The sequence below is a fragment of the Oceanobacillus damuensis genome, assembly GCF_001618145.1.
Taxonomy (GTDB): Bacteria; Bacillota; Bacilli; order Bacillales; family Amphibacillaceae; genus Oceanobacillus; species Oceanobacillus damuensis.
The window spans coordinates 45,797-60,701 of record NZ_LQNF01000006.1 but is presented as its reverse complement, the minus strand read 5'-3'; the positions used below and the strand labels follow the sequence as shown (position 1 = coordinate 60,701).

General features: G+C 40.4%; 16 protein-coding genes. All 16 read right to left on the bottom strand.

The window, feature by feature from the left end; all coding sequences use genetic code 11:
* Positions 1-49: 49 nt before the first annotated feature.
* Positions 50-943 carry a permease-like cell division protein FtsX gene (gene ftsX, locus A4245_RS07520; protein WP_067727105.1) on the bottom strand — a complete coding sequence of 298 codons (894 nt, stop codon included), beginning with the start codon at positions 941-943 and terminating at the stop codon, positions 50-52.
* Positions 933-1,619: a cell division ATP-binding protein FtsE gene (ftsE, locus tag A4245_RS07515; protein WP_067727104.1), complete on the bottom strand. Its 687-nt coding sequence runs from the start codon at positions 1,617-1,619 to the stop codon at positions 933-935. Before ftsE ends, ftsX begins: the two co-directional genes overlap by 11 nt.
* 245 nt (positions 1,620-1,864) lie before the next feature.
* Positions 1,865-2,227 carry a cytochrome c551 gene (cccB, locus tag A4245_RS07510; protein ID WP_067727103.1) on the bottom strand — a complete coding sequence of 121 codons (363 nt, stop codon included), beginning with the start codon at positions 2,225-2,227 and terminating at the stop codon, positions 1,865-1,867.
* Between the two features lie 235 nt (positions 2,228-2,462).
* Positions 2,463-3,564 (bottom strand): peptide chain release factor 2 gene (prfB, locus tag A4245_RS07505; protein ID WP_157087679.1). Its coding sequence is split into 2 segments (ribosomal slippage): positions 2,463-3,491 and positions 3,493-3,564, totalling 1,101 coding nucleotides; the frame shifts between segments, so codons are not numbered across the junction.
* Positions 3,565-3,623: 59 nt separating this feature from the next.
* Positions 3,624-6,137 carry a preprotein translocase subunit SecA gene (secA, locus tag A4245_RS07500; RefSeq protein WP_067727102.1) on the bottom strand — a complete coding sequence of 838 codons (2,514 nt, stop codon included), beginning with the start codon at positions 6,135-6,137 and terminating at the stop codon, positions 3,624-3,626.
* Positions 6,138-6,423: 286 nt separating this feature from the next.
* Positions 6,424-6,588: a hypothetical protein gene (locus A4245_RS20055; protein ID WP_157087678.1), complete on the bottom strand. Its 165-nt coding sequence runs from the start codon at positions 6,586-6,588 to the stop codon at positions 6,424-6,426.
* 271 nt (positions 6,589-6,859) lie between these two features.
* Entirely contained in the window at positions 6,860-7,420 is a 561-nt protein-coding gene (gene hpf / locus A4245_RS07495) for a ribosome hibernation-promoting factor, HPF/YfiA family (RefSeq protein WP_067727101.1), read from the bottom strand.
* Between the two features lie 951 nt (positions 7,421-8,371).
* Positions 8,372-8,725 (bottom strand): flagellar protein FliT, encoded by a 354-nt coding sequence (locus A4245_RS07490; protein ID WP_067727100.1) that lies wholly within the window; start codon positions 8,723-8,725, stop codon positions 8,372-8,374.
* Positions 8,725-9,126 (bottom strand): flagellar export chaperone FliS, encoded by a 402-nt coding sequence (gene fliS, locus A4245_RS07485; RefSeq protein ID WP_067727099.1) that lies wholly within the window; start codon positions 9,124-9,126, stop codon positions 8,725-8,727. Before fliS ends, A4245_RS07490 begins: the two co-directional genes overlap by 1 nt.
* A gap of 28 nt (positions 9,127-9,154) precedes the next feature.
* Positions 9,155-10,639 (bottom strand): flagellar hook-associated protein 2, encoded by a 1,485-nt coding sequence (locus A4245_RS07480; RefSeq protein ID WP_324609845.1) that lies wholly within the window; start codon positions 10,637-10,639, stop codon positions 9,155-9,157.
* Positions 10,640-10,650: 11 nt separating this feature from the next.
* Positions 10,651-11,019: a flagellar protein FlaG gene (gene flaG / locus A4245_RS07475; RefSeq protein WP_067727098.1), complete on the bottom strand. Its 369-nt coding sequence runs from the start codon at positions 11,017-11,019 to the stop codon at positions 10,651-10,653.
* A 63-nt stretch (positions 11,020-11,082) separates the two neighbouring features.
* Positions 11,083-11,310, bottom strand: a complete 228-nt coding sequence (gene csrA / locus A4245_RS07470; RefSeq protein WP_067727097.1) for a carbon storage regulator CsrA — start codon at positions 11,308-11,310, stop codon at positions 11,083-11,085.
* Positions 11,310-11,756 (bottom strand): flagellar assembly protein FliW, encoded by a 447-nt coding sequence (gene fliW, locus A4245_RS07465; protein ID WP_067727096.1) that lies wholly within the window; start codon positions 11,754-11,756, stop codon positions 11,310-11,312. The genes csrA and fliW overlap by 1 nt, the downstream gene beginning before the upstream one ends.
* A gap of 16 nt (positions 11,757-11,772) precedes the next feature.
* The gene (locus A4245_RS07460) at positions 11,773-12,336 is read right to left on the bottom strand and encodes a DUF6470 family protein (protein ID WP_067727095.1); all 564 of its coding nucleotides are present in this window, start codon (positions 12,334-12,336) and stop codon (positions 11,773-11,775) included.
* 175 nt (positions 12,337-12,511) lie between these two features.
* Positions 12,512-13,384 carry a flagellar hook-associated protein FlgL gene (gene flgL / locus A4245_RS07455; RefSeq protein ID WP_067727094.1) on the bottom strand — a complete coding sequence of 291 codons (873 nt, stop codon included), beginning with the start codon at positions 13,382-13,384 and terminating at the stop codon, positions 12,512-12,514.
* Positions 13,385-13,393: 9 nt separating this feature from the next.
* Positions 13,394-14,905 carry a flagellar hook-associated protein FlgK gene (gene flgK, locus A4245_RS07450; RefSeq protein WP_067727093.1) on the bottom strand — a complete coding sequence of 504 codons (1,512 nt, stop codon included), beginning with the start codon at positions 14,903-14,905 and terminating at the stop codon, positions 13,394-13,396.

The following is a 14,905-nucleotide window of genomic DNA, read 5'->3' as shown; positions in this document are numbered from 1 at the left end:
TTTTCACTAAATTAAAATTTTCTGTTGCTTTTCTTTGTTGTCTATCTATTTAGACTTTCAGGAATTTACGGACACTCATCACACTGCCCCAAACACCGATAATTGCTCCGGTTGCCAGTACCATGAGAGACAACTGCCATGCAAATGGGTTAAATGGCAGAAGTTCAACGAAACTGAATGATATGGTTTCACTGAAGTTCGTATCCAGGTAATAATATCCACCCAAAATTACGGATATTGGAATAATTGAACCGAGAACTCCGAGCAGCAATCCTTCGATGAAGAACGGCCATCGGATGAACCCATTCGTTGCTCCAACCAGTTTCTGTATCCCGATTTCGGTGCTGCGCGCCATAATTGTAATTTTTATCGTGTTGGAAATCAGGAATATTGCAGTAAAAACCAGGGCAATGATTAAGCCCAGTCCAATTGTTCGAGCGTATGTGTTAAATTCGAATAGCTGCTCGACCACATCCTGACCGAAAACGACACTTTCAACGCTATTTAGAGCTGCGACCTCGGATGCGATACGTTCAGTATCTTCAGGTACGGCGGCTCTGACGATATATACGTGATTTAATGGATTATCCTGTTCAAAAAGCTTCCAAGATTCCCCTTCTTCACCCATACTCTCGATTAACTTCTGCAATTCATCATCATTGGATGAAAATGCAACAGATTCCACTCCGTCAATCTGTTCTATTTCATTGCCAAGGTCAATTATTTCATCTTCTGTAGCTGTTATATCAATCATTGTGTTTATCTGAACATCATTTTCAATGTTTTTTGCCATCTCGTTTAGATTAAGTACCAATGCCAGAAATACCGCGACAAGTATTAATGTGGTTGTGACAGCGCCAACCGATGCAATCGTCATCCACCCGTTACGGACTATATTTTTTGACCCTTCCCGCAGGTGGCGTGAAAATGTTCTAAATTTCATAGCCGTAATCACCTCTGTGCTCATCTCTGAAAATTACCCCGTCTTCAATAGCAATAACACGTTTTTTGATTGTGTTAACAATTTCCTTACTATGAGTGGCCATGATAATTGTCGTCCCTTTGGCATTTATTTCTTCGAATGTTTTCATGATTTCCCACGAGGTTTCCGGGTCAAGGTTTCCTGTAGGCTCATCAGCAATTACTATTTTTGGGTGGTTAACGATGGCACGAGCAATGGATACTCTTTGCTGTTCCCCTCCGGACAATTCATTTGGAAGAAAACGGGCTTTGTTTTTTAAGCCAACCATTTCAAGTACATCCATCACCTGTTTGCGGATGTTTTTCGGAGATTCTTCAATAACTTCTAGTGCGAAAGCGATATTTTCATAGACAGATAGTTTTGGCAGCAGTTTAAAGTCCTGGAAAACCACGCCAATATTTCTTCGCAAATATGGAACTTTCCGCTCTTTAATTTCGCTTAAATCCATATCACCAATGAGTATTTTTCCCTTTGTCGGTTTGACCTCACGGTACATTAGTTTGATAAAGGTCGACTTACCGGCGCCGCTGGGACCAATAATATATACAAATTCACCTTGCTTTATGTCAACATTGACACCATTGAGGGCTGTAACTCCATTGGCGTACGTTTTATATATATCTTTCATTAATATCATAGTTGTATCACCTTTTTAGTTTTTTGTTGACTTTCCAGTTGCATAATCTGTCTTAAAAGCGCAATACAACAACGTTACCGTCACGCTTCCAAGAATACTAACTTATTATAACATTTTTCTACACCAAATTTAGACATAAAATTATTACAGTTGTATTGCAGAGCGTAAATCATTCGTAAAAAAGACATAAAAAAAGCTCTATGCAGAAAATCGATCTGCATAAGAGCTGTGTTCGCCTTTTTTTATTATTGTTGTTCCGCCAGCCAGTTCGATAATGTATCAAGGTCTTCTCCGGTTACATCCTGTGCTGGCATACTTCCTATCCCATTAGTAATGATGTCTGCAATTTCGTCTGCAGAATATTTGGATCCTATCTGTGCCAATTCTGGACCAGCTCCACCTGAAAGGTCTGCCCCATGACATGCAGCACAGTTTGCCTGATATACTTCTTCGGCTTCTGCAGTATCAACTGCACCACCATCCGTTGATTCTTCTGTTCCTGTGTCACCCGTGCCCGTTTCATCTGTTCCACCTTCGTCAGTATCGCCACCACAAGCTCCAAGTGTTAATACTGTACCGAATAATACCGCAATTAACCATTTCTTCATTAATAAATCCCCCATTCCTAAACGTCGATTTTAATAAAGGTTACTGGTTATATTATAACCTTTTAAAAAAATATTAAAACTTTGCCGTTAAGCGGATACACTATACAAAGGATGGCAAAACACAGACCCATCAACGCCTTTGGTGAATTATGGCAAATTTATGAAATTAGTGTGATATCCTCAGTTACACTAAAAAGGGGCTCCCATCCATATAGAAGCCCTCCCTTAGTTAAAGTTATTTGATTTGTGATCTAAGGTAGGCATCAATAAATAAATTGATGTCACCATCCATCACTGACTGTGTATTTCCGGTTTCAGTGTTTGTCCGATGATCTTTAACCATGGAATAAGGATGGAAAACATAGGAACGGATTTGACTGCCCCAGCCAATCTCCTTTTGTTCTCCTCGAATTTCATCCAGTTCGCTTTGCTGACGCTCAATCTCAAATTGATAAAGTTTAGACTTTAGCATTTTCATTGCAGCTTCTCTATTTTTGATTTGTGATCGTTCATTTTGACAAGTAACAACCGTGTTTGTCGGTATATGTGTAATTCGGACAGCAGAATCTGTCGTATTGACATGCTGACCTCCTGCACCACTTGCACGGTAAGTATCCACTTTTATATCTTCTGTCTTCACTTCAATATCAACATCATCCGTCATTTCCGGTGTTACGTCACAGGATACAAATGATGTATGCCTGCGACCTGATGAATCAAATGGTGAAATACGTACAAGTCGGTGTACACCCTTCTCAGCTTTTAAATAGCCGTACGCGTTATGGCCTTTAATCATAAGGGTTACACTCTTCACCCCAGCCTCGTCGCCAGGAAGGTAATCGAGTGTCTCCACTTTAAAATCGCGATCTTCTGCCCAGCGCTGGTACATTCTAAGCAGCATACTGGCCCAATCCTGTGACTCTGTTCCACCTGCCCCCGGATGGAGCTCTAAAATGGCATTATTGGAATCGTATGGCTCACTAAGAAGCATTTGCAATTCAAAATCATTGACATCTTTCATGAAGGAATCCAGCTCTTCCTGCATATCCTCATATAGTTCTGCATCGTTTTCTTCTTTAACGAGCTCATAGGAGACCTCCAGGTTTTCCAGACGTTCCTCCATAGCTTGAAAGCTGTTCACATAGCTTTTCAATCCGTTTGCTTCATTTATTACTTTCTGTGCACTTTCCTGACTGTTCCAAAAATCTGGGTCTGACATCTGCATGTCCAATTCAGCAATCCTTGCTTTTTTGGCATCTAAGTCAAAGAGATCCCCTAAAATCTTCAACACGTGAAGCTATTTTTTCCAATTCATTCTTTATTTCTGCTAGTTCCATATCTATCACCTCATATTTACTTCTTCCTCTATAACATCCTTAGAGGATTTTTTTACAGCTTATTTACCATGGCAATTTTTAAATTTTTTGCCACTGCCGCATGGACATGGATCGTTTCGGCCTATAGTCTGATTCTTCACAATAGGCTTACGGGTTTTCTTCTTTTGTTCCTGCCCCCCAGAGACAGCCTGCGTATTCTTCACTACTTCCTGTCGCTGCAGGTTTTCGCGAATCTGTGCTTTCATTACATATTTCGCTACTTCATCTTCAATACCCGCAACCATCTCTTCGAACATTGCGTAACCTTCCATTTGGTACTCTCTTAGAGGGTCATTTTGTCCATATGCCCGAAGATGGATTCCCTGACGCAATTGATCCATCTGATCTATGTGGTCCATCCATTTGGAATCGACAGTCCGAAGCAAAATTACTTTCTCAAATTCCCTGAACTGCTCAGGAGTCAACTCAGATTCTTTCTGATCATAACGGCCCCGGACTTTTTCCATAAGCAATTCTGAAATTTCATCCGCTTCTTTTCCTTTCAGATCATCTTCAGACAGTTCTTCCGGATCCATTAAGTTTCCATGTGCATATTCTACGATCGCTTTCAGATCCCAATTCTCTTCATCATCGTCCTGTGTATGTGTTGCTACTACTCTGTCAATGGAAGAGATAATCATATTTTCTATGATTTCACGTAAGTTTTCATCTGCATCAATCACTTCGAAACGTTGTTTATAAATAATTTCACGTTGCTCACGTAATACATCATCATAGGAAAGAATTGTTTTACGGGCATCAAAGTTATTGCCCTCCACTCGTTTTTGGGCTGATTCGACTGCTCGTGAAACCATTTTGCTCTCGATTGGCTGTGTATCATCCATACCAAGCCGTTCCATCATTGTTTTCAGATTGTCAGAACCGAAGCGTCTCATCAACTCATCTTCCATGGATAAATAAAATTGAGTTATACCTGGATCACCTTGACGACCGGAACGTCCACGAAGCTGATTATCTATCCGTCGCGACTCATGTCTTTCCGTACCGATAACAGCAAGCCCGCCCAGTTCTTTAACACCTTCACCCAGTTTGATATCCGTACCGCGTCCTGCCATATTGGTTGCTATGGTAACAGCGCCTCTTTGGCCTGCACTTTCAATGATTTCTGCTTCTCTATAATGATTCTTAGCATTAAGGACTTCATGCTTGACCCCGGCTCTTTTAAGCATTTTGGAAATAAGCTCAGAGGTTTCAACCGCAACTGTCCCAACGAGAACAGGTTGTCCATTTTGATGTCTTTCCTTAATGTTTTCTACAACTGCACGGAATTTACCTTCCATTGATTTATATATCAAATCAGCACGGTCATCTCTTGCGATAGGTTTATTCGTAGGGATGGCAATGACATCCATATTATAAATGTTTCTGAATTCTTCTTCCTCTGTTTTGGCTGTACCTGTCATACCGGCAAGCTTGTTATACATTCGGAAGAAGTTTTGGAAAGTAATGGACGCAAGTGTCATACTTTCATTTTGAATCTGCAATCCTTCTTTCGCCTCTATCGCCTGATGAAGCCCATCACTGTAGCGGCGACCTTTCATTTTACGACCAGTAAACTGGTCAATGATAATAACCTCCCCCTCTTCGACCATATAATCATCATCGCGGTGCATGGATACATGCGCCTTTAAGGCCTGATTAATATGATGCGTCAAAGAGACATGGTCCAGGTCAAATAAATTTTCTATTGAAAAATAGCGTTCCGCTTTGTTGATTCCTTCCTCAGTCAGCTGAACACCTTTCGTTTTCTCATCGTACGTATAATCCGTTTCTCCATTCAGCGTGTTTACAAAACCGTCTGCCTGCTGATAAAGTGCAGCGGATTTCTTTGCAGAACCTGAGATAATCAACGGAGTCCTTGCTTCGTCAATCAGGATGGAATCCACCTCATCGATGATTGCGAAATTCAGTGGACGCTGTACCATTTGATTTTTATATAGAACCATATTATCACGGAGATAATCGAAGCCGAATTCATTATTGGTACCATATGTTATATCTGCCGCGTATGCGTCTCTTTTCTGATCTTTTGTCAGATCATTCCCATTCAATCCGACAGCCAGTCCAAGAAAATCATAAAGTTTTCCCATTTCACTTGCATCACGCTCAGCCAAATATTCATTGACAGTGATGATGTGAACACCTTTTCCTGACAAAGCATTCAAGTATGCCGGCATCGTGGAAGCAAGCGTTTTACCTTCCCCTGTTTTCATTTCTGCTATGTTACCTTCATGCAGTGCTACAGCTCCCATCAGCTGGGTGGAGAAAGGGCGCATGCCGAGTATCCTTTTCGAAGCCTCGCGGACGACTGCATAAGCTTCAGCAAGCAATTCATCAAGACTTTCGCCATTTGAATAGCGCCCTTTGAATTCCTGCGTTTTATTCTGTAATTCCAAGTCCGTAAGTTTTTCAATGTCAGTTTCCATAGCTTCTATCTTATCAACCTGTTTCTGTAGTCGATTTAATTGTTTTTGGTTACCATCACCAAAAATTTTTGTTAATAATCCAGCCATATCGTAAACGCTCCTTTAGAAAACTTGGCGTGCGCCAAGCCTTTTCGGCAAATGCCTTAGTTGCACTTATGCAAGTAAGAAAGTTTATACTATCTTACTTGCCAAAAAATCAAATACTTGTGCACCTTTAATATAATCCAGTATTATCATAACACTTTCCAATAAACTATGACAACTGGAGCACAGTCAGACAGGGAAGCTCAGGAAAATAAACAGAGAGCAATCTGGGGATAGACTGCTCTCTTGAGTGGGGAAAATCGAGGAAGGTTAGGGGAAATAATCACTCCTAAACCTGGGAATAAAAATAATCTCTTTCTGTTTGGTTTGAGGATAATTCTGTAATTTTTCGGTTTGTAGCTGCCAATATCTCCAGTATTTGAGCGATCGCTTTCTCATGCTGCTGGATTTTTACAGCAAGTTCATTTAATGACTGCCGATCATTTTCATTCACAGACTCACCTCCTGGTTCTATAGTCTTATTTATATCATGATAGTCTTTCAAAATCCAAAAGCAATTTTTCGATTTTCAGAAAGAAATCAGAAGCAATTATCCATATAAAATGAAATATGGATATGTAAATCTGACTCTATTTCGTCTTTTACGGACCTTTTTAGCTAAGAATTTTAAATTTATTATTTCGTTCTACAATTTTCGACATACACATTGAACTCCATTTGAATAGGCGATCCCAAAATTGGAATCGCCTGGTTTGTTCTATATATTAAAAAGCATTTGGTTCGATTAATCCGTACTTCCCGTCTCTGCGACGATAAACGACGTTTGTTTCACCAGATTGATCATTTGTGAATACAAAGAACGCATGACCGAGCATATCCATTTGAAGTATTGCTTCTTCAGAATCCATCGGTTTTAAGTTGAATCGTTTTGTTCTGACTATTTCTATTTCATCTGTATCCTCTTCTATTGCCACGTTACTATTTTGCTTTTCCATTTCGGCAAAAGCGTGTTTAGGAGAACCATTCTGTCTGAACTTACGATTGATTTTCGTTTTATGCTTGCGAATCTGTCTTTCCAGCTTGTCAACAACCAGATCTACCGCTGCATATAAATCCACATGCTGCACTTCACCGCGCAATAATAAATTTGTCATTGGGATGGTAACTTCAATTCGCTGTTCATCATTATAGACACTTAAATTCACATGTACATCGGCCGTGGGAGGTGTGTCAAAATATCTTTCAAGCTTGCTGATCTTTTTTTCCACATATTCCTTAATTGCCCCAGTGACCTCGAGATTTTCACCACGAATGTTAAATTTCATGAAAGTGTCCTCCTTTTTTCTTTATATATTTATTATACTACTTTACCACTGACTATTCCTTCATAAACGTGTCAATAAAACGGATATAATTCTAGTAATCTACGAGAAACCGCGCCCTGTCAACGATTATAGGCTTTACAATTAATTAATATTTTTTACAATTCTAAAATAAAACTTTAACATTTTACTTTTGAACAGTGAAATGGCAAAAATCTAGGTGGGATTAGGAGGTCTGTAAATAAACTTTTAAAGTGGCTTTGGATAAACTATTGGTAGAAGCAGTCTGGTACAAGGCTCTTTTCGTTCATTTTGCTTATTTTATCAGCGGATTGGATATTAAATGCGAAGTAACTTAATTAATTATAATTGATTTGAATAAGCTGTGACACGCGATAGGTATCTTCGGCGACCGCTCGGGGAAATACACTGCGCTTTCCACGGGCGGCTGGTGAGCCCCTTCATGCTACGCATTTCAGTGTCTCACCTATGCCTTTCCTCCCGTTGGAGTCTCCGTGTATTTCCCCGAGCTGGTTGAGATTGCTGCTAAAAAACTGCATCCGTAATAAAAATATAATTATGCAGCTTCATCAGTTCGGGTGAGCGGCGGGCGGTGACTCCTGCAGGAAAAGCACGTGTCCGAAGACCTGAAGAGTGGTTTTCTCTTCGGGGCTGAGGCCGTGCCCGCGGAAAGCATCCGCCCAGAGCGATCCCGGACGGTGGTAAGAGCACTTATCTCCAAGAATAAACTTAAGTTAGTTCGGAGTTTACCCAAACAATGAACATTATAAAGTTGCCAGCAATCCGGAAGCCACGTTTTACCACTGCCATGATTGGTGAAGAGATTAATAGGGACTGTCCAAGGTTTAACCCTTTAAAATGGCTGAACTTATTTAATTACTGTGAAATTTAGATTCAGAAAAAAAAGCCCTGAAATTAATCAGTAGCTTTCTATCATTTTTTACTGTCCATAAACATCCCATCCATTACTTGGACACTCTTATAGGGATTCGTATAGGACTGGTTTGACTTTTTCTGTTTCTTGACTTGTTTCATTTCCATCTTCAAATCTGCAAACAAAATCTGCATTCTGTTTTGGATTTCATCGTTAAACTGAACAAGTTTTGATCCGATCCTTTTTTCATCCTCTGTATAGGGGGGAGTTAGACTATCCATAAGCTTCCCTCTGTCGCTTACAAGGCCGTTCAACTGCTCGATTACAGATTCTCTTGATTGAGGAGTTATAGGCTGATTCAATAATTCCCGGATTTTCATCGTAATTTCATATATCGGCTCTGCCCTATTCATTAAACGTGGGCACCTTGCGAGAATTGCTGTTGCCTGTTCTTAATGATTACCTGCTTCCATGTATCTCGGAAATCTGTGACAAATACTAAGACTTCTTGGAGTTTTGCAGAATCATTTTTTATATTTGCTTCCTTTAGCTGATATTTCATAAATTCATATAAAGGAAGAATCTGCTTTGAAATTTCTACGTTAGGATCTAACGTAATCATCAATTCCTGAATAATGTTTTGGGCTTTTTGGATATTTCTATTTTTCGCTTCATAGTTTTTCTCATCCATATCTTTGATCGCCTGTTTAATGAACTTCATGCATCCATTGTACAGCATTAATGTCAGTTCGCCGCCTGAAGCGGTATTTACCGAATTGTTCTGGTAGGTTTGATAAGCTTTATTTGCTGCCATTTACTTCATCCACTCCTTACTTGTCAATTTAGTAGCCTCCGAAATTGGACATGAGCATAGCTGATTGCTGGTTCATCATGGAAATCGCCTGCTCCATCGCGTTAAACTGCTTCCAGTAGCGGTTCTCAACCTGGACAAGCCTATCTTCAAAAGCACCAATTCTGGCATTAAGGTCCTTCATTCGTTTGCCTAATGTGTAATTTTCCAATGTATCTGTACCTTTTCCTGCACGCTGGTTAATCTTTTTCATTGTGCTTTCGACTGCATCCTCCAGTCTGTTTACCAGCCCGCGTTCAGCCCCGGTACTACTATTGGATAATAATTTTTGCACACTTGCAGGGTCCTGCTGGAGAGAAGTTCTCAGCTTTTCTTCGTCCACAATAAGTTTACCGCCATCCAAATAGTCACTTGAAGTAGATATTCCTATTTGGGTAAGTGAAGAATACTGTCCACCGCTGGCAGCAGTATTCACTGTCGAATACCAGCTTTGGCGCATATCGAATAATCCGCTTGTAATGGCACTTTCACTTTTCAGCAGTCCGCTTTTTGCCTTCTCATCCCATAGTTCTATTTCCTTATCAGACATTTCTTCCATTTGTTCCTTCGTCAATGGATGATAATCTCTATAACGCTCTTCCTGCTGTGAACCATTTAATGTTTCAACCACTTCATTGTACTTGTCCACAAATGCCATAATTTTATCGAAGGAGGCATCGACATCATTGTTCACTGTCAGGGTTGCATTCTCAGTTGTCTTATTATTAAACTGGAATGTGATCCCGTTTAGGGTATAGCTGTTTTCTTTGGATTCAACTGTGTAGTTATCATTATATGTGAATAAGGCATTTTTGCCGCCATCTTCTTTCCCTTGTTCTAGTTTTAATGCAGTAAAAAATTCACCTTCAAATTCAATTTCCTGTACCCCATCTGTATTATATTTGCCAGTTCTGGTAGTCTCCATGATTACCTTTTTTGTGTTATTATCAAAGGTCATCCGCACATTGTTCTCCGGATCATCATTAATCCGTTTAATGATATCGTTTAATGTATCATTTTCGCCTATTTCATAAACATGCGGTGTATTGGCTTTTCCTTCTGCATCGTAGGTAACAAATGAAATGGTATTTTCAGTAGTAACATGGTTCAACAACCTTTCATCAGCCCCAAAACCAATTTCTGCAGTACTAACATTAATCGCAGAAGAAGCTAGTTCTGTAACTTTTATGTTATACGTCCCATTCGTTGAACTCGATGTCGCGGTTGCTGATACTGCTCCTTCCATGGTGGAAGTTACTTGCTTGGAATTATAGGTATTGCTCATTTTCATATCGAGCATCATATTATCCAGTTCAAGCAATGTTTTATTAATGTCACGAAAAGCATCCCGCTGCCATTCCAGTTTTATTCTGTCCTGTTCCATCTTATCCAATGGCATCCGTTCCGCTTTCATCAGGTCCTTGATGATGGAGTCCGTGTCTATACCACTGGCAAGACCGCCAATTCTCATGCTCATACTATCGCTCCTTATATTTTTTTATCGATCAGAAATCCCATGAAATCTGCCATTTCAGCATACATATCAAGCATTTTCTTCGGAGGAATTTCTTTAATTACTTCTTTTGTATTGGAATCTATCACTGTGACATAATATTTTTCCAGCTTGTCATGAAGCTCAAATTTAAGATTCCGTCTCAATGGTTCGATAAAATCATTCAATTTGGAAATTGCTGTTTCCAGATCAGCTTTATTTGTAACCGATTCGGTCTTTGGTTGTTCGTTTCCCTGTTTAATTTGGATTGCATCTTCACTACGAGTGACTGGAGTTATCGATTTCATGGTGTAATCACTGCTCATTAAAGTTTGGGTTCCGGACACTGTCCCTTCCACTTTCATCCCGTAACACTCCTCAACTTTTATTTTTATATCGGATGAGAAAGAAGATATATGAAGAAGATTTTATTTATTTTTTCTTTCTTTCAGTAGTTCAAGTATGTCAAGCGGCACATTCGCTGCTTCGTTATTTTGCTGCTGGACATCCACATAGATTTCCTTGCGATAAATGTCAACCGACTTTGGTGCATTAATCCCGATTTTCACTTGATCACCCTCTATGGCAAGAACGGTGATCTCGATATCTTCTCCAAGCTGTATCGCTTCATTTTTCTTCCTTGTAAGTACTAGCATTATTTTACCTCTCCTTCGGGAATGGGAGGAACAATGGGAGCTTGGGATGAATACTCCTCCGTATTAAGAATATATTGCTTTCCCTGTTTTAGATTGGAATTAATGATAATCGGCGCCTTTAAATTTAACGTGCTTGTGTGGAACGGATTTTTCAAAGTAACGATAGACAGAACCGCTACCTCCTTTTCATCATTAATATGTAAATTTTCAAGAAGGCTTTCCTCGAGATGGAAAGTATACTTTTGATACAGCTGATATGGATTTGTCACAATAAACGCTATTTCTGCAGACTTAACAGACTGTAAAATCTGAAAGACCGGGTTTTCCGGTAAATCCAATAACACAAATTCGGTCTCTTCGGCAAAACCAGGCAGCCCAAAAGGAAAATGAATTAATTTATTTTCTTCAATTTCCACTTCACTTAAGTATTTCGTTTGTATGTTCACTGTTAATCATCCTTTCCTATACGAGAAGATTGGTAAAACTTATTTCCAATTCCTGATGCTGTTTTAAGCTGGTTTCCACTGTGCCTCTTTGATAATTGAACTCCGGTTTTCTTGCATTTGCTTCGATAACAGGTTTATTCGTTTGCACATCTATCTGTACTTCTGCAGGTTGATAGCTTGTTTTGACCGAAAAGTGCGAAGGAATGAACTGTATACCAAGTGATTTCATCGGGGTAGAGCTATTTTGCGCTGCCTGACTTACAAGCGGATTACCACCATTTTCTATCCGCATCAGCTCATTACCCTGTCTTGCCCTTCTTGCAATTCCTTGCATCAGCGAATTGACACCTTCCTGAGCAAATTTCTTGTTTCGCTTCGTAATATGCATCAGGTTCATGTCTTCCCATGCTTGTGTCTGATCAATGTGCAGTTTTCCTGGGTTAGTTCGAATAGAAACCTGTGCATTTGGTTGCCGGATTGTAAGCTCTGCATGCGGCTGTGAAATTTGCTGCTGTCCTTCCGTTTTTTGTATCTGTATTTGGGCCATTTGTGATTGCATTCGGATTTGAGGTAATTTCATCCTTCAAACTCCCTTCAGAAAATTCATTTTCCTATCCGTAATCCATATGCTTGTCTTTTAGAAAACGAAGGAATTTGCGTACGCCGTAGAGCGAGCGCCTTCGCTGCAATGATGGTTTCCCTGCTGAAAAAACACAAACCCTCGCCCCTATTTTGGGCCAGGGTTTATTGATTGCTTATCTCAAAAAGTCGACCAAGGTAGGCTGAATAATTCTTGATCCAGCAGATAATGCAGCACGGTGAAGACTCTCCTGTGTAATCAAATGCATAATTGCTTCTGAATAATCAACGTCTTCATTATTCGACATTGTCTGTGTCGCGATGACTTCCTGTTGACCCAAACGGTTTTCAACAAGCTCCAGACGATTCATCCTTGCACCCAATTCAGCACGAGAATTAATAATGTTATTAATCCCTGCATCAATTTCTGCAATACTTGAATCAATTTCTTCACCAGTGTCTAAGCGATCTATAAATCCATCGATTGCATTAAATATTCCTGGTTCCCCACCGAAGACATCTTCTCCACTGACATTTGCTTTTAATGTGGTACCGCTTGACACTTCAATAAGCACTTCTGAAGTTGCAAAGTCTACAGCACCTGTTTCCGGGTCTATCGGTGGTGTATCTGTTTTTGTTCCATTAAAAATATATTTGTCATTTACATTTGTGTTAGCTATTTCACCGAGATGTTCTTTTAGCTGATTGACTTCTTCACTTATGTTTGCAAGCTCTTCCTTGTCATATGTTCCATTGCTTGCCTGTACGGCAAGTTCCCGGATACGCTGCATTGCAGAAGTAGCCTGATCCAGTGCCGAGTCGGTATTATCCATCCAGTTATGCACTTCGTTCGTATTTCTCTGGAATTGTTCCACTCTTACCAATTCTGTACGATAGCCCATGCCTTTCATGGCAACCACAGGATCTTCGGAAGGACGGGATATCTTCTTCCCGGTATTTAATTGATCCATATACGAACTCATTTTTGAATTACTGTTATTTAAATTCCGAAGCATATTATTTGATAACATTCCTTGAGTTACACGCATTGTGATCGCCTACCTTCCTACTAATCCCATATTATTTATGATTCGATCTAGCATCTCATCTACCGCTGTCAGGTTTCTGGCAGCTGCATTATATGCATGCTGGAACTTAATCATATTAGTCATCTCTTCATCAAGCGATACTGCACTTACTGACAGACGCTGATTCTCCACCTGATCCAGCAGTGTGCCGGTGTTGGCCGTCATGCGGTTTGCATGCTCTGCAGTCACCCCAAGATCACCGATAAGTGATTCGTAAAAGTCTTTAATGGACGCACCGTCCAGGTTGGTGGCCGGATTATCGAATACTGCTGCAAGCTTCAACGCGTTATCACCGTTTCCGGAATCTCCATTTAAACTTGTTGCAATCTGGCTTCCGTCAGAGAGCAATACAGAAATTGCAGCTGCTGCACCAATATGTGCATTTTCCCCATCGCCAAAATCAGTAAAGAATAAATCCCCATCGGCTGCATCCGCCCCAGAACCTATTTGTCCTTCCTGATGTTGTGCATTGAAGGCTGTCGCTACTTCATATGCCATTTCATCCAGCTGACGGATCATCTCGGGGTAATCTCCGGCAGCACTCGATCCATCCGTATAGCCATAAGCATCTATCAGCCCTTTAAGGGAGCCATTTGTAGACATGATTCCAGCATCAGCACCATCAGCGGTAATCTTATCAATAACCGATAATGATTCTGCATCTGTATAGACTGATTCAAAGAGTTTCACTTCTCCGGTCACTCCATTGAGCATCTCTGTCATAACAGTCCCTGTATCATTAACAATACTGATTGTAGCAACGCCATCACCCGATTTTTTGTCTGGAATATGACTCGTATCATATTCGACATTGATACTGACTATTTCTGATAACTGGTCTATCATTGTATCCCTGCGGTCATACAAATCATTTGCGGCATAACCATGTGTTTCCAGATTTTTGATCTGATTATTGAGTTCATCAATTCCTTCAAGTAAAGTATTGGCATCATTAACGGTTACTTCAATTTGAGCTTCCAAATCCTTACGAATCGTTGTCAGTGATTCAGAGAAATAGTTAAACGTCTCTCCCAATGCTTGTCCTCGTTGAAGCACGACAGACCGTGCACCTGAGTTTTCCGGATTGACGGCAAGGTCCTGCAGCGATTGCCAGAATTGATCGATTGTTGTGGATAACCCAGTTTCCGATGGTTCATTAAGAAGTGTCTCCATCCGGCTAAGTGCTTCAGATCTGGTCGTCCAATATCCTGAAGTACTATTTTCACTGCGAAATTGAGAATCCAAAAACTGATCGCGGATACGCTGAACAGTTCCTGCCTCTACCCCTGTCCCCATCTGTCCTGGAATTTCGGGACGATTACGTGATGCTGCCGGATATGCTGAAGAGGTTTCAAAATTAACCCGTTGCCTTGTATAGCCTTCCGTGTTGGCGTTAGCTATATTATGACCAGTTGTATATAATGCGGACTGTTGTGTGGACAATGCTTGTCTTGCCATCTCCAAACCGTGAAAAGTACTCAT